Here is a 20,500-nt window from a genome sequence, read left to right on the forward strand (position 1 = left end):
TCCAGGCGCGCGGGGCCCTCAGACCCGCGGGCCGGTGCTGCTGTACTCCCTCCCCCGACCAGCACCGGTCCGCGGTTCCACTTGTCACTGTCCACAAGCTACCCAGGGGTAGATTTGTGAAATATGTTCCCGATAGTGGGAGGTCGGCGCTCCGAGCCGCTTTATCGGTCGTTGAACGGGCAAGATGTACCGCAGCGACCAGGAGGAGATTCAGTGGCCAGCCCTACCCCACTCCGCCGGCAGCCGGTTCAGCAGCGCAGCGCCAAGCGTGTGGAGAAGATGCTTGAGTCGTGCGCCCAGCTGATCGACGAGCTCGGCTACGACGGGGTCACCACGACCCTGATCGCCGAGCGGGCGGGCGTCGCGGTCGGCTCGCTGTACCAGTTCTTCCCGGACAAGCGGGCGGTGGTGCAGGCGCTGACCCAGCGCAACCTCGACCACTTCATGGCCGAGATCGGCCGCAGGCTCGACGAGTCCCCGCTGGAACGCTGGGGCCAGGCCGCGGACCTCATCTTCGACATCTACGTGCAGATGTACCGCGAGGTGCCCGGGTTCAGCCGCATCCGCTTCGGCGACGTGGTCGACCTGCGGCTCATCGACGACCAGCGCGACAACAACACCGTGATCGCGGACAGCATCGCGACGTTCCTCTCCGAGCGCTTCGATGTCTCGTTCGACGAGCTTCGACTGCCGGTGGCGGTCGCCAATGAGATCGCAGACTCGATTCTCAACCTGGCGTTCCGGCGCAAGCTGTTCCCCGAGGACGTCGTCATCGCCGAGGCCAAGCAGGTCGTGCGGGACTACATCTCCAACAAGAACTTCGGCGCTTAACCGAAAGACTTGTCCTCACCTCGGTAGGTCGGCACGGTCGTCGTGAGCTTGTCGCCGTCGAGCACGTGGTATTCGCTGAACCGTTCGGCCAGCTCACCGGCCTTCGCGTGGCGCATCCACACCCGGTCGCCGACTCGCAGCGAGTCCGCCGCCGGTCCGGTGACCGGGGTCTGCACCTCGCCCGCGCCTTCCATCGACAGCAGCTTCAGGCCTTCGGGCAGGTACGGCCGCGGCAGCCGGGCGCTGTTGGCCGGGCCGGACGCGAGGTAGCCGCCGCCGAGCAGGGTGGCGAAGCCGGGTCCGGGCTTGCGAACCACCGGCACCGCGAACACGACGGCGGGCTGCGGGGTGAAGCGACTGTAGTTGTCGAACAGGGTGGGCCCGATCAGACCCGATCCCGCGGCGATCTCGGTGACCGACGAGTCGCCCCTGGTGACCTCGATGCTGCCGGTGCCGCCGCCGTTGACGAACTCCAGCTCCTGCACGGCGATGACCGCGCGGACCGCCTCGCCGCGGCGGCGGACAAGTTCTTGCGCCGAACGGCCCTGCATCCAGCGGCGAATGACACCGAGGACCGGGTTTCCGGCCGGTGTATCGCCCAGCCCGGCGATCTGACCCTCGTAACCCATCACCCCGACGAGCCGGAACCCTGGCCGCTTGCTCACGTCGACGGCGAGGTCCGCGGCCTGTTTCGGGGTGAAAACCGGAGACCGGTGGGGCCCGACGTGGACGTGTCGGTTGCCCAGCGGGCGCCACGAGACGTCGAGTTCGAGGCAGACGCGGATCTCCGGGTGGTCCTCGCCGAGGGTGGCGTCGATGAAGTCCAAGTGGCTGACCGAGTCCACCATGACCGAGATCCGTTCGCGGGCCTGGTCGTCCGCGGCGAGGTCGCGCAGCGCGGCGCGGTCGGCGGTCGGGTAGGCGACCAGGATGTCCGTGTCGGCCAGGTCGGTGCCCGCCCATTCACGGTTCAGCCAGAGCGCTTCGCGCAGCGCGTAGCTCATCACCCCTTCGAAACCCGGCGTCCGCAGCGCCCGTTCCAGCAGGAACCGGCAGCGCACCGACTTGCTGGCGACCCGGATGGGCCTGCCGTCGGCGCGCCGCGCGAGGTCGGCGGCGTTGCGGTCGAACGCGTCGAGATCCACCACCGCGACCGGTGGGTCGAGTTGTTGGGTGGCAGCATCGAGCCGCGTTCGTTGACTCTTCGAATGCACAACCCAACCGTACGGTCAAAATATTGAAATGTGAAGCAGATTCACTTAACGTTTTCCTCGCTGACTCGACGGCCAGGAGGTCCTGAATGACCGGTTCGACCGCACCGCGGGCCGCTTGGCGCAACTGGGCGGGCACCGCGTCCGCCGTGGCGAGTGAGGTGCGCTGCCCGCGCGACGTCGCCGAGATCACCGCCGCGGTGAAGTCGGCGGGCGAGTCCGGCATCAGCGTCCGCGCACGCGGGAGCGGCCACTCGTTCACCGCGGTCGGCGCCGCCCACGGCATGGCCATCGACTTGTCGCGGTGGACCGGCATCGAGTCGGCGGACTTGGACACCGGTGAGGTGGTCGTCCGTTCGGGTACGACGTTGAACACCCTGAACGCCGAGCTCGACCATCTCGGTCTGGCGATGACCAATCTCGGCGACATCGACGCTCAGACGGTGTCGGGCGCGATCTCCACCGGCACGCACGGCACCGGTGCCCGGCTCGGCGGTCTGGCGACCCAGGTCGCGGCGCTCGAGTTGGTTCTCGCCGACGGTTCGGTCGTGTCGTGTTCGGAGTCGGAGCGGCCGGAGCTTTTCGCGGCGGCGCGGGTCGGTCTCGGCGCGCTCGGTGTGATCACCACGGTGACACTGCGGACGGAGCCCTCGTTCGTGTTGTCCGCGCAGGAGCGGCCGGAGCCGCTCGACGCGGTCATGGAGTCGCTCGATGAGCAGTGCGCGGCCAATGACCATTTCGAGTTCTACTGGTTTCCTTATGGTCAGCAGGCTTTGACGAAGCGGAACAACCGGTTGCCCGCGGGGTCGGTGCCGGAGCCGATGAGCAGGGTGCGGCAGTTCGTCGAGTACGAGGTGGTGGAGAACGCGCTGTTCGGCGCGTTGTGCCGGTTGGGTCGGCGGGTGCCGGGGTTGGTGCGTCCGCTCAACAAGTTGTCGGCGTCGGCGTTGTCGGCCCGGGAGTACAGCGACCGGTCGCACCGGGTTTTCGTGACGAGCCGCAAGGTTCGGTTTGTCGAGTCGGAGTACGCGATCCCGCGGGAGGCGTTGAACGGGGTCCTCGCGGAGTTGCGCGAGCGGGTGCCGCGGTTGACGGACCCGGTGATGTTTCCGGTTGAGGTGCGGGTGGCGGCGGCGGATGACATCTGGTTGTCGACCGCGTATGGCCGGGATTCAGCGTATCTGGCGATCCACCAGTACCTGGGGATGCCGTATCGCGAGTATTTCGACTTGTTCGAGTCGATCGTCGGCGATGTCGGTGGGCGCCCGCATTGGGGCAAGATGCATTCGCTTGACGCCGATTCGCTGCGCGCCCGGTATCCGCGCTTCGACGACTTCTTGGACGTGCGGTCCGCGGTGGATCCCGAGCGTCGTTTCCAGAACCCTTATACGGAACGGGTTCTGGGCCGCTGATCGGCTAGACGGTGACGCTTTCCAAGATCGAGTCGTAGGCCAGTTCGCTGATCCAGCGGTAGAGGCCGTCGGTCTCGGGGAAGGCGCGGTCGCAGCGGCCGGGCAGGTCGAGATCGACTTCGCCGTTGGGTTCGGCGCTGACGATGCCGACGCCGTACGCGCGGGCGCGGGGCAGGCACTTGGCGAGGTAGTCGTGGGTGAGCACGGCTGAGGTGGGGAGCACGACCGCCGCGTCGCCGTAGCGCAGGAACGGCACGGCGTTGGCGAGGCCGGTGCGCCAGTGCCGGGCGACGGCGATCACGCCGACGATGCGGGCGGCGGGTTCGGGGACGCGGCCTGCGAGTTCGGGGAACGCCCAAGTGGCCACGCCTGCCCGGTCGGTGACCGGTTCCTGGCCGAGGCAGATCCGTTCGGCGTGCACGTCGGCCCGCAGTTCGGCCACGAGGCACACGCGGCGCCCGAGGAGAGTCATCTCGGGGAGCACGGTGCCTGCCCAGCCGAGTGCCGGTAGCGCTGCCGCGGCGAGGTCGTCAACGGGAGCGGGCAACTCGACCGGCGGGGCCAGCTGTGCGGGCATCGCCTTGAGGTTTTCGGTAACGGCGATGCGCCCTGGTATGCCGGTCACGAAACTTCCGCCCTTCTCCTCCACCGTCGCCGCTCGCCGCACAGTGGTCAGCGAATCAACGCGGTGTCGATTGGTACATGTCTGGAGTACCAGGCCGGACCAGGCGATTAAGAGAGTGTGAATGCCTTGTGCGACCGACGGCGCCACCCGGGCGTTAACCGGTCGACCAACGGTAATCGGACTTCGCCCCGACTGTGCCGCCGACCGGGTGACGCCCAAGCTAACCGGCTCAACCCCGCCAACAACCCGTGCCCACCCAAACGCCCACAGTGAACAACCCCCACCTAAATCCCCATTCGTTTTCCAGCCACCCCCACCAAACGGCCGCCCCAACCGCCCCCAAACGCCAGATTCTTGTTTCCCACCCCACCCAAACGAAGGCAAGCGCAGCGAAGCCGGACTCCGGCAGGTCGTCCCGATCGATGCGAGCGAAGCGATGCGCACACCAGCGCCGAGGCGAGCGCAGCGAAGCCGGACTCCGGCAGGGCTGGGTCGGGCCTGCTGATCGCACCGTGGGGGTCCGGGGGGCTCGGCCCCCCGGAAAGGCACTGACACGCAAAAACGGCGAGCGCTCTCCGCGAGCACTCGCCGTCCATTTGCGTGGGCGAGGGGGGAGTTGAACCCCCACGTCCTTTCGGACACACGGACCTGAACCGTGCGCGTCTGCCATTCCGCCACTCGCCCGAGCGGCTGTTCCAGGGACTTGGTCTCTGGGAACGTGCGGAAGCCTAGCACGCACTCGGAACCCGGTTGGCACATACCCGTGTCCTGGCGGGCGCACCCGGATACGATCGCAGCAGGAGCACGCACGGGAAGGAGGGTCATGGGCATCGGACAGCGTCTTAACCGCAAGCTCGAGGATGTCGTTGGCAACACCTTCGCGCGTGTCTTCGGTGGCAACGTGGTGCCCCAGGAAGTGGCACAGGCGCTGCAGCGTGAGGGCGAGGACAATGTCCGCGAGTTGGCGGGTGGCAGGCTTTTGGCACCGAACCACTATGTGGTGCAGTTGGGGCCTGCCGATCACCAGAATTTCGCGGGCGATGAAGATCGCATGAAGTCGCTGTTGGCGGACTGTGTGGCGGAACATCTCGCCGAGCACGGTTGGGACACCTATGGTGACGTCGTAGTCTCCCTGGAGCGCTCCGAAGCACTGCACACCGGACAGTTCCGAACCCGCTCAGCCGTCGACCCTGATGTGAAGCCTCATGTCAGTGGTGCAGGCCATCAGGCAGGCAGACAGCAGGCACAACCCCGCAACGCAGGAGACCCATCCATGAGCCAGCCTCCCGGCTACGGCCAGCCGCCCGAGGGCGACCCGTACGGACAGCAGCAGTACGGGTACGGCCAGGGCCAATACGGCAATGATCCCAACTACGCCCAGGGTTATGGCCAGGCGCCGCAAGGTGGCGCGGGTTATGAACAGGGCTATGGCCAGCAGCAGGGCGCGGGCTACGACCAGGGCTATGGCCAGCAGCAAGGTGCGGGCTACGACCAGGGTTACGGGCAGCAGGCCGGCTATGGCCAGCAGCAAGGCGCGGGCTACGACCAGGGCTATGGCCAGCAGCAGGGTGCGGGCTACGACCAGGGTTACGGGCAGCAGGCGGGCTACGGCCAGCAGGCGGGCTATGACCAGGGTTATGGCCAGGCGCAGCCGCAGGGCTATGGGCAGGACCCGTACGCGCAGCAGGGGTACGCCCCGCCCGCGGTGCAGACCGGTCCGCGCACGTTGTCCGCGAGCCTTCAGCTTGATGACGGCTCCAACCGCAATTACGCCCTCAAGCAGGGTGGCAATGTGGTGGGTCGCGGTCAGGACGCGGATTTCCGGCTGCCGGACACGGGTGTGTCCCGCCGTCATCTGGAGATCACCTGGGACGGTCAGAGCGCGACGCTCGCCGACTTGGGGTCGACGAACGGCACGACGGTCAATGGCACGCCTGTGCAGACCTGGCAGTTGGCGGATGGCGATGTGGTCCGGATCGGCCATTCGTCGCTGGTGTTCCGCACGCAGGGCTGAGCGGTCGATTCGCCGGTCGAGTAAGAGTCGGGTCGGGGCAAGCAACGTTCGAGGTCGACCGGACGTCCTGAGGGCTGTCCAGGGTTTAATCCCCCGGGCAGTCCTCATTGCGATCCACAGCGCGGTCCCATCCGGGGCGGCGGCGGTTCGCGGGCGGGTCGGACGCGGCAGAAGCGGGAGCGGTCACAACAAGTGCCAGAGTTGGTTATGCAGCTGACCAGGGCAGGGTTTCTCGCCCTGCTCTGGCTGTTCGTGCTGGCCGCGCTTCGGGTGGTCCGCTCCGATCTTTACGCGGCCTCAGGGCTGCGGGTCGCGATGCCGGGTTTCCGCCGGTCCGCGGCGGGCAAGGTGCGCGGTAAGGCGCCTCGGCAGCTCGTGGTGACTCACGGCGCGCTGTCCGGTACCCGGATTTCGCTGGACGGCAGGCCGATCATGATCGGCCGGGCCGATGATTCGACGTTGGTTCTCGACGATGACTACGCCTCGACCCGGCATGCCAGGCTGTCGATGCGCGGAACGGACTGGTACGTGGAAGACCTGGGCTCGACGAATGGGACGTACCTCGACCGGGCTAAGGTCACCGCACCCCTCCGGGTGCCACTTGGTGTCCCGATCCGTATCGGCAAAACGGTGATCGAGCTGCGCTCATGACCCTTGTTCTTCGCTATGCGGCCCGAAGCGACCGGGGCCTGGTTCGTTCCAACAACCAGGACTCCGTGTACGCGGGTCCCCGCTTGCTTTCTTTGGCCGATGGCATGGGTGGCCATGTGGCGGGCGAGGTGGCCAGCAAGGTCGTCATCGCCGCGCTCGCGCCGCTCGATGACGACGAGCCGGGTGACGACCTTCTCGGCCAGTTGCGTGAGGCGACGTTGGCGGGCAATGGCGCCATCGCCGAGCTCGTCGAGGGTGACCCGGATCTCGACGGCATGGGCACGACCCTGTCGGCGATCCTCTTCGCGGGTAACCGCATCGGTCTGGTCCATGTCGGCGATTCGCGGGTCTATCTGCGGCGCAATGGCCAGTTCACGCAGATCACGCATGACGACACGTTCGTCCAGTCGCTGATCGATGAGGGCCGGATCACTGAGGACGAGGCCGCCACCCACCCGCAGCGTTCGCTGCTGCTCAAGGCGCTGACCGGCCATGAGGTCGAGCCGAGCCTGACGGTGCGCGAGGCCCGCGCGGGCGACCGCTACCTGCTGTGTTCCGACGGCCTGTCGGGTCCGGTGAGCCACGAGACCATGAGCGAGGCCATCGAGATCCCGGATCCGCAGATGTGCGCGGACCGGATGATCGAGCTGGCGCTCAAGGGCGGTGGCCCGGACAACGTCACCGTGATCATCGCCGATGTGATCGACGTCGACTACGGCGACAACAACCCGATCGTGGGTGGCGCCGCGGGCAACGGCATGGACGAGATGCCGCCCGGCGACTCCCCTGCTTCTCGTGCGGCCACGATCACCGCGCCGAGGCTGCCGCGGGTGGAGGCTCCGCCGGAGCCGCCGGACCCGAGGATCAAGCGCCGCAAGCGGGTGCGGCTGGTCCTGGCGAGCCTGTTGGTGCTGCTGCTGCTCGTGGCGGGCGCCATCGCGGCCCGGCTGTGGGTCAACAACCAGTACTTCGTCGGTGAGGGCGGCAACGGCGAGATCGCGATCTTCCAGGGTGTGCGCGGCAGTGTGCTGGGGTTGTCGCTCAACAGCCAGCGTGAGGGGTCGTGCGACCCGGCCACGGCGGCGACGTGCGACAAGTTCTACGTCGACGACCTGGAGCAGTTCGGCAAGGACGAGGTCCGCTCGGGCAGCATCACGTTCGACAACATCGTCGGGGCGCGCGAGTTCGTCCGCGAGTTGCGCAGCAAGTTCGGCCTGCCCGACTGCGCCGACCTGGCTAAGACCACGCCGACGACGATCACGCCGACGCAGCCCGCCGAGCCGACGGGCGTCCCGACCGAGCCGAATGTGGCCACGTCGAACATCGCTCCGCCCACCACGACGACCGCTGGTCCCAGCAGTGGTCAAGTCACCCCGGAACCGGGTGTGAACTGCCGCAAGCCGCGCGACGAGGACAAGGGCGGCGGCTGATGGGATCACCGGTCCAGGGCGCGGTTGGTCCGGCGGCCGGGCTGAGCGGCGTCGGGCCCGACGGTGCGGCGCCGACGCGCCGGGGGACCGAGCTGCTGTTGCTCGGGTTCTCCGCGTTCGTCGTCTCCGCGGCGCTCATGCTCGTCGAGGCGAACCAGAATGAGCAGCTCACGCTGCGCATCGTCTGGTACGGGCTCGCGTTCCTGGCCCTGTTCGGCGCCGCGCACTGGGCGGTGCGCAAGTACGCCCCCTATGCCGACCCCCTGATCCTGCCGTGTGTGGCGCTGCTCAACGGCCTGGGTCTGGTGATGATCTACCGGATCGACCTGGCGCTGACCGAGAAGGCGCTGCGGGCAGGCGAGGAGATCAACAACGACGTCCCGAAGCAGATCCTGTGGACCGCCCTCGCGTTGGTGCTGTTCCTAGCGGTGCTCATCGTGATCCGGGACCACCGGACGCTCACGAAGTACAACTACACGTTCGGCCTGGCGGGGCTGTTCCTGCTGGCGCTGCCCGCCGTGCTCCCGAACGCGATCGCGCCGACGATCAACGGCGCGAAGATCTGGCTGCGGTTCGGCCCGTTCTCCATCCAGCCAGGTGAGTTCGCCAAGATCCTCTTATTGATCTTCTTCGCCGCGTTCCTGGTCTCCAAGCGCGACCTGTTCATGGTCGCCGGGCGCCGAGTGCTCGGCGTCGACCTGCCGCGGGCGCGCGACCTCGGGCCGATCCTGTTCGCCTGGGGCGTCTCGCTCGCGGTCTTGGTGTTCCAGAAGGACCTCGGCACATCCCTGCTGTTCTTCGGCACGATCCTGGTGATGCTCTACGTCGCCACCGAGCGCGTCGTCTGGGTCGTGGTCGGGCTGACGCTGTTCGTCGGCGGCTGCATCGTCGCCTACCAGCTCTTCACCCACGTCCAGCAGCGCGTCGCCAACTGGTTCGACCCGCTGGGCACCTACGCCGACGCGGGCGGCGGCTACCAGATCGCGCAGGCGCTGTTCGGCCTCGGCACCGGCGGTGTCGGCGGCACCGGCCTCGGCGCGGGCCGCCCGGAGCTGGTCCCGCTGGCCAACACCGACTTCATCGCCGCCGCGATCGGCGAGGAACTGGGCTTCATCGGCCTGGCCGCGCTGCTGATGGTCTACACGCTGCTCGCGATGCGCGGCATGCGCAGCGCGCTGGCCGTGCGCGACACCTTCGGCAAGCTGCTCGGCGGCGGCCTGTCATTCCTGCTGGTCATGCAGGTGTTCGTGGTCGTCGGCGGGGTCACCAAGCTGATCCCGATGACTGGCATCACCGCGCCCTTCCTGTCCTACGGCGGGTCGTCGCTGCTGGCCAACTACGTGCTGGTCGCCCTGCTGCTGCGGATCTCCGACGCCGCGCGCCGCCCGCAGACCGGTGTGCGGCCGCGCCCGGTGGCGCAGGTGCCGATCGCCGAGGACCGCACCGTGATGGTGGAACGACCCCCGACGGAGCGGCCGACATGAACACACCGCTGCGCCGAGTCGGCCTGGCCATGCTCTGCATGATCGTGCTGCTGCTGGCGAACGCCACCTACATCCAGATCATCAAGGCCGACGACTACCGCAAGGACGCGCGCAACCAGCGGGTCCTGCTGGAGGAGTACTCGCGCGAGCGCGGCAAGATCCTCGCCCGCTCGTCCGACAACAAGATCCAGGTGCTTGCCACCGTCCAGCCGACGAATAACCGGCTGCGGTACCTGCGCCAGTACGCCAACGGCCCGCTGTACGCGCCGGTCACCGGGTTCTACTCGACGCGCTACGGCGCGGGCGGGCTGGAGCGGGCCGAGGACGAGATCCTCAACGGCTCCGACGACCGGCTGTTCGTGCGCAGGCTCTCGGACCTGATCACCGGCCGCGACCCGCGCGGCGGCAACATCGAGCTGACGCTCAACCCGGCCACCCAGCTCGCCGCCTACCAGGCGATGGAGAAGCAGGGTTTCGCCGGTTCGGTGGTCGCGCTGAACCCGAAGACCGGCGAGATCCTCGCGATGGTCAGCACCCCGTCCTACGACCCGAACCTGCTCTCGGCGCACAACGGCGCCGCGCAGGAGAAGGCGTGGCGGGAGTACAACGCGGATCAGCGCAAGCCCATGCTCAACCGGGCCATCGCCGACACCTACGCGCCCGGCTCGACGTTCAAGCTGGTCGTCGCCGCGGCCGCGCTCGAGGACGGCAAGACCAAGGACGACCAGGTCACCGCGACCGACCGGATCGGCGTCGGCGGCTCCGAGCTGCGCAACTACAACCGCGGCTTCTGCAACGGCAGCCAGACCACGGTCACCATGGAGACCGCCCTGTCGCTGTCGTGCAACACCGCGTTCGCCCAACTCGCCCACGACCTGGACGACAAGTTGTCCGAGCAGGCCGCGAAGTTCGGCATCGGCGAGAACGACCTGCGGGTCCCGATGAAGGTGACGCAGTCGTGCGTCGGTCCCGGCGCCGAGCAGTGCATGACGATCAGCGACCCCAACGCGCTCTACCAGAGCGGCATCGGCCAGCGCGACGTCCGGCTCACCCCGCTGCAGAACGCGGAGATCGTGGCCACCATCGCCAACGGCGGCGAGCGGATGAAGCCGCAGCTGGTGAAATCGATTCTGGCCCCCGACCTGTCGGAGATCGCCAAGCTAGACGAGGACAGCCTGGGGCGGGCGATGTCGCGCTCCAGCGCCGACCAGCTGCGCGACATGATGGTCGCCTCCGAGGCGAAGACCGGTGGCGACGGCAAGACCAACGGCCTGACCATCGCGTCGAAGACCGGCACCGCCGAGACCGGCAACGACCCGAAGAACACCCCGCCGTTCGCCTGGTACGTGGCGTTCGCCCCGGCCGACGACCCGAAGATCGCCGTGGCGGTGCTCGTCGAGAGCCGCGACGTCGCGGCAACCGGCGGCAAGCTCTCGGCGGCCGTGGGCCGCGCGACGATCAACGCCTTCCTCGCCGGGGGTGGCTGACGTGCTGACCTCCGGCCTACTCCTCGCCGACCGCTACCGGCTCAGCAGCCGCATCGCGGTCGGCGGCATGGGCGAGGTCTGGGAGGCCGCCGACACCCGGCTCGACCGCAAGGTCGCGGTCAAGGTGCTCAAGCCGGAGCTCTCCGGCGACGCCGAGTTCCTGCACCGCTTCCGCACCGAGGCCCGGACCACCGCGTCGATCAACCACCCGGGTATCGCCGCGGTGCACGACTACGGCGAGACGGCCGCGATCGTCGACGGCCCGCAGGACACCGCGTACCTGGTGATGGAGCTCGTCGAGGGCGACCCGCTGGCCGCGATCCTGGCCAAGGAGGGCCGGATCGGCGCCGAGCGGACGCTCGACATCCTCGAGCAGGCGGGCCAGGCGCTGCAGGCGGCCCACGAGCGCGGGTACGTCCACCGCGACGTGAAGCCGGGCAACATCCTGATCACCCCGACCGGCACCGTGAAGCTGACCGACTTCGGCATCGCCAAGGCCGCCGACGCGGCTCCGGTCACCCGGTCCGGCATGGTCATGGGCACCGCCCACTACATCGCCCCGGAGCAGGCTTTAGGACATGAAGCCGAGCCCGCCAGCGACGTGTACTCCCTCGCGGTGGTCGGCTACGAGTGCCTCACCGGGCGCAGGCCGTTCCTGTCGGAGAACGCGGTGACGGTCGCGATGATGCACATTCGCGACATGCCGCCGCCGCTGCCGCCGGACGTCCCGCCGGGCACCCGGGCGGTCATCGAGGCGACGCTGGTGAAAGACCCGAGGCAGCGCTACAGCAACGGCGGCGAGTTCGCCCACGCCGTCGCCGCGGTGCGCGCGGGCCACCCGCTGCCCGCGCCGTCCGGTCTGGCGATGGCCGCGCACCGGATGGGTCCGCCGAGCGGTCCGGGAACGCATCCCGGGATGGTGCCCGTCCGACCGCCGGGCCCGCCGTCGGGCGCGTTCCCGATGCGCATCCCGCCGCGCCAGCCGATGCGGGAGAGCCGGACCGGCCTGTGGATCACGATCGTGGTCCTCGCCGTCGCGCTGATCGCCGCGCTCGCGTTCCTGCTGCCCGCGCTCTTCTTGTCGGAAGGTTCGAGCGAGCGGCCGGACGAGACGAGCGGCGGCAAATCCAAGACTGCCGAGACCACTGCCGAACAGCCCGGTGGTCGTCCAGGTGGCGGTCCTACTTCGATCTCACCGAAACCGTCCGAGGCGGGCACCGAAAGTGAGATCGTGACGGTCATTCCGACCCGGTACATCCGCAGGCCCGCCTCGGACGTCGCCGCTGAACTGGAGCGCGACGGCCTTCGGACGACCGTGGTCACCGAGTCGGATGTCCCGCCGGAAGACCCGGCGGCCTGTGCGGTGACGGAGATCACGCCAATCGGGAAACTGCAACGCGGCGACCACATCACAATCGTGTGCAGGCCGCAGCAGAGTCCACCGGGATGAGCAGGATGAACGAGCCAGACAGCGAACAGCCGGCTCGGAGGCAGACAGCAGGCATGATGGGACAGGAATTGACTAGGAGCGGGACGACGCACCGATGACCACACCGCGACTGCTCTCCAACCGCTACGAGATCGGCGAGACTCTCGGGTACGGCGGCATGTCCGAGGTCCACCACGGCCGGGACGTCCGACTGGGACGCGAGGTCGCCGTGAAGGTGCTGCGCGCGGACCTGGCCAGGGACCCGCAGTTCCAGGAGCGGTTCCGCCGCGAGGCGCAGAACGCCGCCGCGCTGAACCACCCCGCGATCGTCGCCGTGTATGACACCGGCGAGACCAGGATCGACACCGGTCCTCTCCCCTACATCGTCATGGAGTACGTCGACGGACGAACCCTGCGCGACATCGTCAAGACCGAGGGCCCGCTGTCGGGCCAGCGGGCGATGGAGATCATGGCCGACGTCTGCGCGGCGCTGGACTTCAGCCACCGCCACGGCATCGTGCACCGCGACGTCAAGCCGGCCAACGCGATGATCACCAAGTCCGGCGCGGTCAAGGTGATGGACTTCGGCATCGCCCGCGCGGTCGCCGACGGCCAGGTCGCGGTCACCCAGACCGCCGCGGTGATCGGCACCGCGCAGTATCTGTCCCCTGAACAGGCGCGCGGTGAGTCGGTCGACGCCCGCAGCGATGTCTACGCCGCGGGCTGTGTGCTGTTCGAGCTCCTCACCGGTGAGCCGCCCTTCACCGGCGACTCGCCGGTCGCGGTGGCCTACCAGCACGTCCGCGAGGACCCGAGGTCGCCGTCGGCGGTGAACCCGCGGGTCAGCCCGCAGCTCGACGCGATCGTCCTCAAGGCGATGTCGAAGGGCCCGGCGAACCGCTACCAGTCGGCCGCCGAGATGCGCACCGACATCGTCCGGGTGCTGTCCGGCCAGCGTCCGTCGGCGCCGATGGTGATGACCGACGAGGACCGCACCGCCGTGCTCGGCGCGACCCGTCAGTCCGACACCCGCGGCCGCCACCGCCCGGAGGCCCTCTCCGACGACTACGACGACTACGACCGGTTCGCCGACGACGAGGAAGACCGCAGACGCAAGCAGCGCAAGACCTGGATGATCATCCTGGTGGGCCTGCTCGTCGCGGGACTCGCCGGGCTGATCTTCTGGCTGATGTCGGAGAAGGGCGGACCGCCCGCCGGTGCGGAGACGTTCACCATGCCCGACGTCACCAACCAGATCGAGTCCCAGGCGGTCCAGACCCTCATCGAGAAGGGTCTGAAGACCAACCGCACGGTCGTCCCCTGCCAGCCGGCACCGGACGGCACGCCCACCTGCGGTCCGGACAGCATCGGCAAGGTGATCGGCACCGATCCCACCGCCGGGTCCACGGTCCGCAAGGGCGACATGGTGATGCTCCGCGTCGGTGGCAGCCCTGGCAAGGTCACGGTGCCCGACCTGACCGGCAAGACCAAGGAAGAGGCGACCGCGGAGCTGCAGAAACTGCAACTGCAGGTCTCCGGCGTCGAGGAGGAGTCGACCGATGACCCGGCCGCGGTCGGCAAGGTCACCGGCCAGACCCCGACCGGTGGCCAGAGCGTCAACGTCGGCACCCAGGTCAAGCTGACGGTCGGCAAGGCGCCGGATGCCGTCGAGGTGCCGAACCTGATCGGCCAGGACTATGACACCGCGGCGGCGAATCTGACGAAGCTGGGCTTCAAGCCGCAGCGCAAGGATGTCTCGTCCGACCAGCCCGCGGGCACGGTCGTCAACCAGTCGCCGAAGAGCGGCAAGTTGAAGCCCGGGTCGACCGTGACCCTTGAGGTGTCCAACGGCGATCAGGTCACCATCGAGATGCCGGACCTGGAAGGCAAGACGCCGACGGAGGCCGACCAGATCCTCAAGAGCAAGGGCTGGACCGGCACGCTCAACGTCAACGAGACGCTGACCAACGACGAGGACAAGGTTGGCAAGATCATCGACCAGCGGCCGAACACCGGTCAGAAGCTGGACAAGAACGCCACCGTGAGCCTGTTGGTCGGGCGCAAGCCCGGGGTCGGGATCCCGACGTCCTAGTAGCTCAAGAACACGGCCCCTCCCGATTCATTCGCGGGAGGGGCCGTTTTCTTATGCCAGCGCTTGGGTGAGCGCGCGCATGTCGCGCTCCAATTCGGCGACCCGTGCCTCCGGCACCACGAACCCGGCGGTGGCCAGCCAGTTGGCGAGCATCCGGTGCCCACCGTCGGTCAGCACGGACTCCGGGTGGAACTGCACACCCTCGATCGGCAGGTCGCGGTGCCGCATCGCCATGACGATGCCGGTCTCGGTGCGCCCGGTGACCTCGAACTCGTCGGAGATCGTCTCGGGCACCACGGTCAGCGAGTGGTAGCGGGTCGCGGTGAACGGGTGCGGCAGCCCGGCCAGGACCCCGGCGCCGTTGTGGACGACCTGGCTGGTCTTCCCGTGCAGCAACTCAGGTGCCCGATCAACGGTCGACCCGTAGGCGATGGCGATGGCCTGATGCCCAAGACAAACCCCCAACAACGGCTTGCGCGCCTCGGCGCACCGCTTGACCACGTCGACACTGAGCCCGGCCCGCTCCGGCGTGCTCGGCCCAGGACTGATCAGGACGGCGTCGAACCCACTGAGCGCGTCCGGATCAGCCAACTCGTCGGCGTCGTTGCGCCACACCTCGCACTCCGCGCCCAGCTGGGCGAGGTACTGCACGAGGTTGTAAACGAAGCTGTCGTAGTTGTCGACGACCAGTACACGCATGCCCACAACCTACCGTTCACCACGACCGGATTTAGGCCTGAGCCGCCTGAGTGACTCGGACAACGCCAAGCTCGTCACCCTCGGCCACGAGCCTGCGCCCGCAGGTCTGCAACTTCTGCCGCCGCGCTCCCCCGCACACGTACCGGAGGCCGGCCGCGCAGGCGCCACCGATCTCCGACCACCTCGGCGATGATGGAGAAGGCTCCGCTCACCGGGCTAATCGACGATTTTCGCCGCCGCCACTACCAGCGCAAACCCCCACCCACCCGGGGGCACTGCCCTTGGCCAGTCTACCGGCGAGGGCGGACATTCCAGGCGATGTCGATCTTGTCTGTGGATAACTCGGCCATGAAAACATGAGCGCCGTGACTCAGTTGACGCGCAGGCTTGGGACAGTCGACGCGACCGCGATCGGGCTTGGCTCGATGCTCGGGGCGGGCGTCTTCGCGGTGTTCGCGCCGGCGGCGGCCAGTGCGGGTGGGGCGGTCCTGGTCGCGCTGGTCATCGCCGGATTTGTCGCCTACTGCAACGCCACCGCGTCCGCGCAGCTCGCGGCAACCTACCCGGCTTCCGGCGGCACCTACCTGTTCGGGCGCGAAATCCTCGGGCCGTGGTGGGGGTTCCTCGCCGGGTGGGGGTTCGTCATCGGCAAGACCGCCAGTTGCGCGGCGATGGCGCTGACGTTCGCCGCCTACGCGGCTCCAGGTTGGGAGCGGCCGATCGCCGCCGCGGCGGTCGTGGTGCTGACGGTGGTCAACTGCTTCGGCATCACCCGCACCGCGCTGCTCACCAAGGTGCTCCTCAGTGTCGTCCTCATCGTGCTGGTCGGCTCCGTCGCGCTCGCGCTTCCCGCCGCCGCCCCGGCGGGCGATTGGTTCACCCACGGGCCCCTCGGCGTGCTGCAAGCGGCCGGTCTGCTCTTCTTCGCCTTCGCCGGCTACGCGCGAATCGCGACGTTGAGCGAAGAGGTCCGCGAGCCGACCCGGACGATTCCCCGGGCCATCCTGGGCGCCCTCGGCGGGGCGATGGTGGTCTACCTCGCGGTCGGCGTCACGTTGCTGCTTGTCCTCGGCCCGGACCGGCTCGCCGAGTCCCGAGCGCCGCTGGCCGACATGCTGACCGTGGCCGGGCACCCCGGGTTGACCGTCGCGGTCCGGATCGGCGCCGCGGCCGCCAGCCTCGGCGCGCTGCTGGCGTTGATCACCGGCATCGGCCGGACCGCCATGGCGATGGCCCGCAACCGGGACCTGCCGCCCCTCCTGGCCGCCGTCGACTCCCGCTTCGGTGTCCCGCGCCGCGCCGAGGTGGCGGTCGGGGCCACCGTGTGCGTGCTTGTGCTGCTCGCGGACCTGCGGGGAGTCATCGGGTTCTCGTCGTTCGGCGTGCTCGTCTACTACGCCGTCGCCAACGCGAGCGCGTACCGCCAGCCCGCGAGCGAACGACGGTGGCCGCGGTGGCTCAACGTCGCCGGGTTCGTCGGCTGTGTCGTGCTCGCCGTGACCCTGCCGTTCGGCTCGGTCCTCATCGGCGCGGGCGTGCTCGCGGTCGGGCTGCTGGCCAGGCTCGCTATTCGGTCGTGACCTCGTTGAACGGCAGCTTCGGCTCGATCCACGGGAACACCACGAACATCAGCAGTGCCACCACCCCGGCGATGAGCAGGAGCGCGGTGATCGCGCGGACCACCATCGGGCCCGGCAGGTGCCGCCAAATCCACCCGTACATCAGGAGGTCTCCTTCAACTCTGGCGGCCTGAACTCAGGATGGGCCGGGTCCTTCGCCCAGTGCTGGACGAACACGGCATGGACGATGAGGCGCTGGCGGTCGGAGAACCGCGGATGACAAGTCGTCAGCGTCATCAGCGTGACCTGCTCGCCGACGCTGCCCTCGGCGCCCGGGCGGTGCGGGATGGGCGCGATGACCGAGCTGTCCCTCGGGTTGACGATCTCCTGCCCGACCACCTCGTTATACGGCGCGCCCAGCGGGGCCACGCCCTTGCACCTGGGGTCGGACGCCTTCTCCGCCCACCTGCCTGCCTCGTCCTTCTTCGGCATCACCCGGTAGACGAACCAGCTGAACCGGGTCTCGACCACGATCGCGTCGCACGAGTTGAGCAGGTCGATGTCGTTGAACGGGGCACCCTTGCCAACCCGGTGGCCCGCCACCGCGAAGTTGCCGGGCTGGCCCGGGTACGCCGTGCCCGGGTAGTGGCCGGGGCCGATCTCCAGGGTCTTCTCGGTCGTGCCCTCGAGGATGGTGAACGCGTAGTCGCTGCCCAGCGCGGGGACGAACATCTTCGCGAAGCCCGCGCCCTCGCCCAGGCCCTCGAAGTGGTCGACCCGCTCTTCCTCGGGAGGCGGCGCCGCCTCCCAGGTGTCCTCGAGCACCGACGTGGCCTCCCGCTGCTTGCCCGCGGAAACCAGGTCGGTGACGTAAACCTCGTATACGACGAAAAGCAGCACCACGAGACCCGCGGTGATGAGTAATTCGCCGAGCCCGCGAACAACCGTGCGAACCCGATCGGAATCTCCCGAAACCGGGCCCTGACCAGGGCCGACCGGGGACTCCGCTGGGCTGTCGCCGCTGTCGAGCGTGCTCACGCGGGCTCCTCTCGCGGGTGTTGCCCGACCACTCTCGCGCTAACGAAGTCAGAACGTTGGCGGCTGGTGATTCGGCTACGTGCTCCGCTACGTTAACGTGTTGCATCGGCGGGAGTTGCGCCCATGCCTTAGAACAACCGCACCCAACGCTCCACGTCAGGCGAGGACAGCATGCCTAAGTCCAAGGTCCGCAAGAAGGACGTCTACACCGCGCCGAGCGATCGCCGCACGCCGGTGAAGGTCAAATCAGCGGGACCGTCCCACCCGATTTACGTCGCGGTGATGCTCGGAGTGATGCTGATCGGCCTCGCGTGGCTGGTCGTGAACTACATCGCGGGTCAGAAGATCGGGTTCATGGCGGACCTGGGCAACTGGAACTTCGCCATCGGATTCGCGCTGATGATCGCCGGCCTGTTGATGACGATGCGCTGGCGCTGACCCACGCCCACGGAGAGTCCTGCCGTTTCACCCCATCGTGTCCGGCGGGATACATCCATTCAGCCCACACACGACTGAACCACATGGATGTAAGTCATCCCCAGTGTGGATAACTACTGTGGATAACCGTGCCGAACCTTGAACCCATGAGTTGGGCGCCCCAGCCCGCCGTCGTCGGCGTGGGCTGGGTCATGACCGCGCTCGCGCTGCTGGGCGCCCTTTTCGTTGGCGACATCCGGGGCACGATCCTGCTGGTCATCGCGACTTTCACCGTGGGTTTGCTGTCGCTGTTCGGCACCGTCGCGCGCCCGCGCCTGGCCGCGGACCAGTCCGGCGTCACCGTTCGCGGCCTGTTCGGCGCGCGGCATTGGTCGTGGGGTGAGGTCAACGTGCGTCTCGCCCGAACGCGCAGGCTCGGGCGGGACAGTGAAGTCGTCGAGATCGACGCCGACAACGCCGAGGAGCCCGCCCTGGTGATCCTGGGCAGGCTGGACCTCGGCGCGGAGCCACACGACGTCACCGACGCCCTGCTGCGGCTACGGACCTAGAGCCGGGTCGCGTAGTAGCACTCGAGCGCGGTCGGGTTGACGCAGAACGTCTGGTCTTTGACCTGGGGCGTGCGGACCACGAACAACGCGACCAGCACGACCACGACGGCCACGACCGTCCCGATTTGGACCGGCTGCCGCCGTGCGGTCGGGGCGTAGACCATGCCCGCCGTGACCACCGCGCCGACGACCAGGCCGCCGAGGTGCGCGAGCAGCGAGATCCCGGACACGGAGATGCTGAACGCGATGTTCAGCGCGATGATCCCCAGCACGGACATCAGGACGTGCTTGTCGCGCTTGAGCCGGATCACGGCGATGAGCAGTCCACCGAGCATGCCGTAGACCGCGCCGGACGCGCCGACACTTCTGGTTTCGACGGCGTCGAACAGGTAGACGGCCGCGCTGCCGCCGAGCATCGACAGGAAGTAGACCAGCGCGAACCGCAGCCTGCCCAAAAGCAGCTCGAGGTCACGCAAGAACCACAGCGCGACACAGTTGACGAGCACGTGGAGCGGTCCGTAGTGCAGGAATCCGCTGGTGATGGTGCGCCACCACTCGCCTTCGGCGATCGACGGCGCGTAGGCGAGCAGCGCCACGAAGAACTCGGACTGCTGGTTGTTGAAGAGGTCCCGCGCCAAGGCCACCGTGATCACGAACATCGCCACGTTGACGGCGATGAGCGCGGGCACGAGAACCGGCTTGTCGGCCAGCTCGGCGCCCGCGACCGTGGTCGCCCGCCGTACCTCGCTACGCGCTTGCCGGACGCAGTCGACGCACTGGAAGCCGACTGACGCCTCGACGAGGCACTCCGGGCACGCGGGCCGGTCGCAGCGCGTGCAGCGCAGCCCGGTCTGCCTGCCGGGGTGACGAACGCAGGCGGGCAGGCCCGCCTGCGTTCCTGTCGGTTCGGGCGGAGTGGACACTCAGCCCTCGGAGCGCTCGATGGTGACCTTGGTGATCACCACGTCCTCGAGGGGCTTGTCGTTCGGGCCCGTCGCGATGTGGCCGATCTTGTCGACCACGGTGCGGGAGTCCTGATCGGCGACCTCACCGAAAATGGTGTGCTTGAAGTTCAGCCAGGTCGTCGGGCCCACCGTGATGAAGAACTGCGAGCCGTTCGTGTTGGCCCCGGCGTTGGCCATGGCCAGCAGGTAGGGCTTGTTGAACTGCAGTTCTGGGTGGAACTCGTCGGCGAACTCGTAGCCGGGACCACCGCGGCCGGTACCGGTCGGGTCACCGCCCTGGAGCATGAAGCCGTCGATCACCCGATGGAAAATCGAGCCGTCGTAGAACGGTCCGGACTCAGAGCCCGACGCGTTCATCTTCGAGTAGTCCTTCGTGCCCTCGGCGAGGCCGACGAAGTTGGCCACGGTCTTGGGTGCATGGTCGGGGAAAAGGTTGATCCGGATGTCACCCTGCGAGGTGTGCAGGGTGGCCTTCACCTTCGTCCCGACGAGGGATGCGTTGCTGTCTGCCACCGCCCCATCGTGCCATCTTCGGCAGGATCTGTCGGGAAGGGGCAGGATTGATGTCTGAATCAGTCCCACAATGA

General features: G+C 68.2%; 19 protein-coding genes and 1 tRNA gene. 12 read left to right on the top strand and 8 right to left on the bottom strand.

The window, feature by feature from the left end; translation table 11 throughout:
• The first annotated feature begins 213 nt into the window (after nucleotides 1–213).
• On the top strand, nucleotides 214–831 hold the full coding sequence (locus ACUZ2Y_RS19820; RefSeq protein ID WP_476321029.1) for a TetR/AcrR family transcriptional regulator: 618 nt from the start codon (nucleotides 214–216) through the stop codon (nucleotides 829–831).
• Here ACUZ2Y_RS19820 and ACUZ2Y_RS19825 read toward each other — a convergent pair.
• Nucleotides 828–2,045, bottom strand: coding sequence for an amino acid deaminase/aldolase (locus ACUZ2Y_RS19825; RefSeq protein WP_476321031.1), 1,218 nt, complete (start codon nucleotides 2,043–2,045; stop codon nucleotides 828–830). The genes ACUZ2Y_RS19820 and ACUZ2Y_RS19825 overlap by 4 nt on opposite strands.
• 86 nt (nucleotides 2,046–2,131) lie before the next feature.
• Between ACUZ2Y_RS19825 and ACUZ2Y_RS19830 the strand changes: the two genes are divergently transcribed.
• On the top strand, nucleotides 2,132–3,454 hold the full coding sequence (locus ACUZ2Y_RS19830) for a D-arabinono-1,4-lactone oxidase (RefSeq protein WP_476321033.1): 1,323 nt from the start codon (nucleotides 2,132–2,134) through the stop codon (nucleotides 3,452–3,454).
• A 4-nt stretch (nucleotides 3,455–3,458) separates the two neighbouring features.
• Here ACUZ2Y_RS19830 and ACUZ2Y_RS19835 read toward each other — a convergent pair whose 3' ends face one another.
• Complete coding sequence (locus ACUZ2Y_RS19835; RefSeq protein ID WP_476321035.1) at nucleotides 3,459–4,031, bottom strand: hypothetical protein; 573 nt, start codon at nucleotides 4,029–4,031, stop codon at nucleotides 3,459–3,461.
• A gap of 649 nt (nucleotides 4,032–4,680) precedes the next feature.
• Nucleotides 4,681–4,763 (bottom strand) — tRNA-Leu (locus tag ACUZ2Y_RS19840).
• 139 nt (nucleotides 4,764–4,902) lie between these two features.
• Here ACUZ2Y_RS19840 and ACUZ2Y_RS19845 point away from each other — a divergent pair.
• The 7 genes from ACUZ2Y_RS19845 (at nucleotide 4,903) to pknB (ending at nucleotide 14,666) form a co-directional block, all read left to right on the top strand.
• Complete coding sequence (locus ACUZ2Y_RS19845; protein ID WP_476321037.1) at nucleotides 4,903–6,093, top strand: DUF3662 and FHA domain-containing protein; 1,191 nt, start codon at nucleotides 4,903–4,905, stop codon at nucleotides 6,091–6,093.
• Between the two features lie 192 nt (nucleotides 6,094–6,285).
• Nucleotides 6,286–6,744, top strand: coding sequence for an FHA domain-containing protein FhaB/FipA (locus tag ACUZ2Y_RS19850; protein WP_476321039.1), 459 nt, complete (start codon nucleotides 6,286–6,288; stop codon nucleotides 6,742–6,744).
• Complete coding sequence (locus ACUZ2Y_RS19855) at nucleotides 6,741–8,174, top strand: PP2C family protein-serine/threonine phosphatase (protein ID WP_476321041.1); 1,434 nt, start codon at nucleotides 6,741–6,743, stop codon at nucleotides 8,172–8,174. The genes ACUZ2Y_RS19850 and ACUZ2Y_RS19855 overlap by 4 nt, the downstream gene beginning before the upstream one ends.
• Nucleotides 8,174–9,658, top strand: a complete 1,485-nt coding sequence (locus ACUZ2Y_RS19860) for an FtsW/RodA/SpoVE family cell cycle protein (protein ID WP_476321043.1) — start codon at nucleotides 8,174–8,176, stop codon at nucleotides 9,656–9,658. Before ACUZ2Y_RS19855 ends, ACUZ2Y_RS19860 begins: the two co-directional genes overlap by 1 nt.
• On the top strand, nucleotides 9,655–11,145 hold the full coding sequence (locus tag ACUZ2Y_RS19865) for a peptidoglycan D,D-transpeptidase FtsI family protein (RefSeq protein WP_476321045.1): 1,491 nt from the start codon (nucleotides 9,655–9,657) through the stop codon (nucleotides 11,143–11,145). Before ACUZ2Y_RS19860 ends, ACUZ2Y_RS19865 begins: the two co-directional genes overlap by 4 nt.
• A gap of 1 nt (nucleotide 11,146) precedes the next feature.
• Nucleotides 11,147–12,595, top strand: coding sequence for a serine/threonine-protein kinase (locus ACUZ2Y_RS19870; RefSeq protein ID WP_476331950.1), 1,449 nt, complete (start codon nucleotides 11,147–11,149; stop codon nucleotides 12,593–12,595).
• A 94-nt stretch (nucleotides 12,596–12,689) separates the two neighbouring features.
• Nucleotides 12,690–14,666 (top strand): Stk1 family PASTA domain-containing Ser/Thr kinase, encoded by a 1,977-nt coding sequence (pknB, locus tag ACUZ2Y_RS19875; protein ID WP_476321047.1) that lies wholly within the window; start codon nucleotides 12,690–12,692, stop codon nucleotides 14,664–14,666.
• A 51-nt stretch (nucleotides 14,667–14,717) separates the two neighbouring features.
• Here pknB and ACUZ2Y_RS19880 read toward each other — a convergent pair whose 3' ends face one another.
• The gene (locus tag ACUZ2Y_RS19880) at nucleotides 14,718–15,365 is read right to left on the bottom strand and encodes an aminodeoxychorismate/anthranilate synthase component II (protein ID WP_476321049.1); all 648 of its coding nucleotides are present in this window, start codon (nucleotides 15,363–15,365) and stop codon (nucleotides 14,718–14,720) included.
• Nucleotides 15,366–15,721: 356 nt separating this feature from the next.
• Between ACUZ2Y_RS19880 and ACUZ2Y_RS19885 the strand changes: the two genes are divergently transcribed.
• Nucleotides 15,722–16,945 (top strand): APC family permease, encoded by a 1,224-nt coding sequence (locus ACUZ2Y_RS19885; protein ID WP_476321051.1) that lies wholly within the window; start codon nucleotides 15,722–15,724, stop codon nucleotides 16,943–16,945.
• Here ACUZ2Y_RS19885 and ACUZ2Y_RS19890 read toward each other — a convergent pair.
• Both ACUZ2Y_RS19890 and ACUZ2Y_RS19895 read right to left on the bottom strand, forming a co-directional pair.
• Entirely contained in the window at nucleotides 16,932–17,087 is a 156-nt protein-coding gene (locus ACUZ2Y_RS19890) for a hypothetical protein (RefSeq protein ID WP_476321053.1), read from the bottom strand. The genes ACUZ2Y_RS19885 and ACUZ2Y_RS19890 overlap by 14 nt on opposite strands.
• Nucleotides 17,087–17,962, bottom strand: a complete 876-nt coding sequence (locus ACUZ2Y_RS19895; RefSeq protein ID WP_476321055.1) for a class E sortase — start codon at nucleotides 17,960–17,962, stop codon at nucleotides 17,087–17,089. Before ACUZ2Y_RS19895 ends, ACUZ2Y_RS19890 begins: the two co-directional genes overlap by 1 nt.
• A 171-nt stretch (nucleotides 17,963–18,133) precedes the next feature.
• Here ACUZ2Y_RS19895 and crgA point away from each other — a divergent pair, with 171 nt between their 5' ends.
• Together crgA and ACUZ2Y_RS19905 are read left to right on the top strand one after the other, a co-directional pair.
• On the top strand, nucleotides 18,134–18,400 hold the full coding sequence (gene crgA, locus ACUZ2Y_RS19900) for a cell division protein CrgA (RefSeq protein WP_091383699.1): 267 nt from the start codon (nucleotides 18,134–18,136) through the stop codon (nucleotides 18,398–18,400).
• Between the two features lie 146 nt (nucleotides 18,401–18,546).
• Entirely contained in the window at nucleotides 18,547–18,948 is a 402-nt protein-coding gene (locus ACUZ2Y_RS19905; protein ID WP_476321058.1) for a PH domain-containing protein, read from the top strand.
• Here the strand turns inward: ACUZ2Y_RS19905 and ACUZ2Y_RS19910 are convergent.
• Together ACUZ2Y_RS19910 and ACUZ2Y_RS19915 are read right to left on the bottom strand one after the other, a co-directional pair.
• Nucleotides 18,945–19,871: a rhomboid family intramembrane serine protease gene (locus tag ACUZ2Y_RS19910; protein WP_476321060.1), complete on the bottom strand. Its 927-nt coding sequence runs from the start codon at nucleotides 19,869–19,871 to the stop codon at nucleotides 18,945–18,947. The genes ACUZ2Y_RS19905 and ACUZ2Y_RS19910 overlap by 4 nt on opposite strands.
• The gene (locus ACUZ2Y_RS19915) at nucleotides 19,872–20,426 is read right to left on the bottom strand and encodes a peptidylprolyl isomerase (RefSeq protein WP_476321061.1); all 555 of its coding nucleotides are present in this window, start codon (nucleotides 20,424–20,426) and stop codon (nucleotides 19,872–19,874) included.
• Nucleotides 20,427–20,500: the final 74 nt, after the last annotated feature.

This window comes from Actinokineospora sp. UV203, assembly GCF_056323665.1.

Bases quoted from the DNA above. Each gene is read 5' to 3' on its own strand.
- ACUZ2Y_RS19830 (WP_476321033.1), top strand. From the start codon at position 2,132: ATGACCGGTTCGACCGCACCGCGGGCCGCTTGGCGCAACTGGGCGGGC.
- ACUZ2Y_RS19835 (WP_476321035.1), bottom strand. From the start codon at position 4,031: ATGCCCGCACAGCTGGCCCCGCCGGTCGAGTTGCCCGCTCCCGTTGAC.
- ACUZ2Y_RS19845 (WP_476321037.1), top strand. From the start codon at position 4,903: ATGGGCATCGGACAGCGTCTTAACCGCAAGCTCGAGGATGTCGTTGGC.
- ACUZ2Y_RS19855 (WP_476321041.1), top strand. From the start codon at position 6,741: ATGACCCTTGTTCTTCGCTATGCGGCCCGAAGCGACCGGGGCCTGGTT.
- ACUZ2Y_RS19860 (WP_476321043.1), top strand. From the start codon at position 8,174: ATGGGATCACCGGTCCAGGGCGCGGTTGGTCCGGCGGCCGGGCTGAGC.
- ACUZ2Y_RS19865 (WP_476321045.1), top strand. From the start codon at position 9,655: ATGAACACACCGCTGCGCCGAGTCGGCCTGGCCATGCTCTGCATGATC.
- pknB (WP_476321047.1), top strand. From the start codon at position 12,690: ATGACCACACCGCGACTGCTCTCCAACCGCTACGAGATCGGCGAGACT.
- ACUZ2Y_RS19880 (WP_476321049.1), bottom strand. From the start codon at position 15,365: ATGCGTGTACTGGTCGTCGACAACTACGACAGCTTCGTTTACAACCTC.
- ACUZ2Y_RS19885 (WP_476321051.1), top strand. From the start codon at position 15,722: ATGAGCGCCGTGACTCAGTTGACGCGCAGGCTTGGGACAGTCGACGCG.
- ACUZ2Y_RS19890 (WP_476321053.1), bottom strand. From the start codon at position 17,087: ATGTACGGGTGGATTTGGCGGCACCTGCCGGGCCCGATGGTGGTCCGC.
- crgA (WP_091383699.1), top strand. From the start codon at position 18,134: ATGCCTAAGTCCAAGGTCCGCAAGAAGGACGTCTACACCGCGCCGAGC.
- ACUZ2Y_RS19905 (WP_476321058.1), top strand. From the start codon at position 18,547: ATGAGTTGGGCGCCCCAGCCCGCCGTCGTCGGCGTGGGCTGGGTCATG.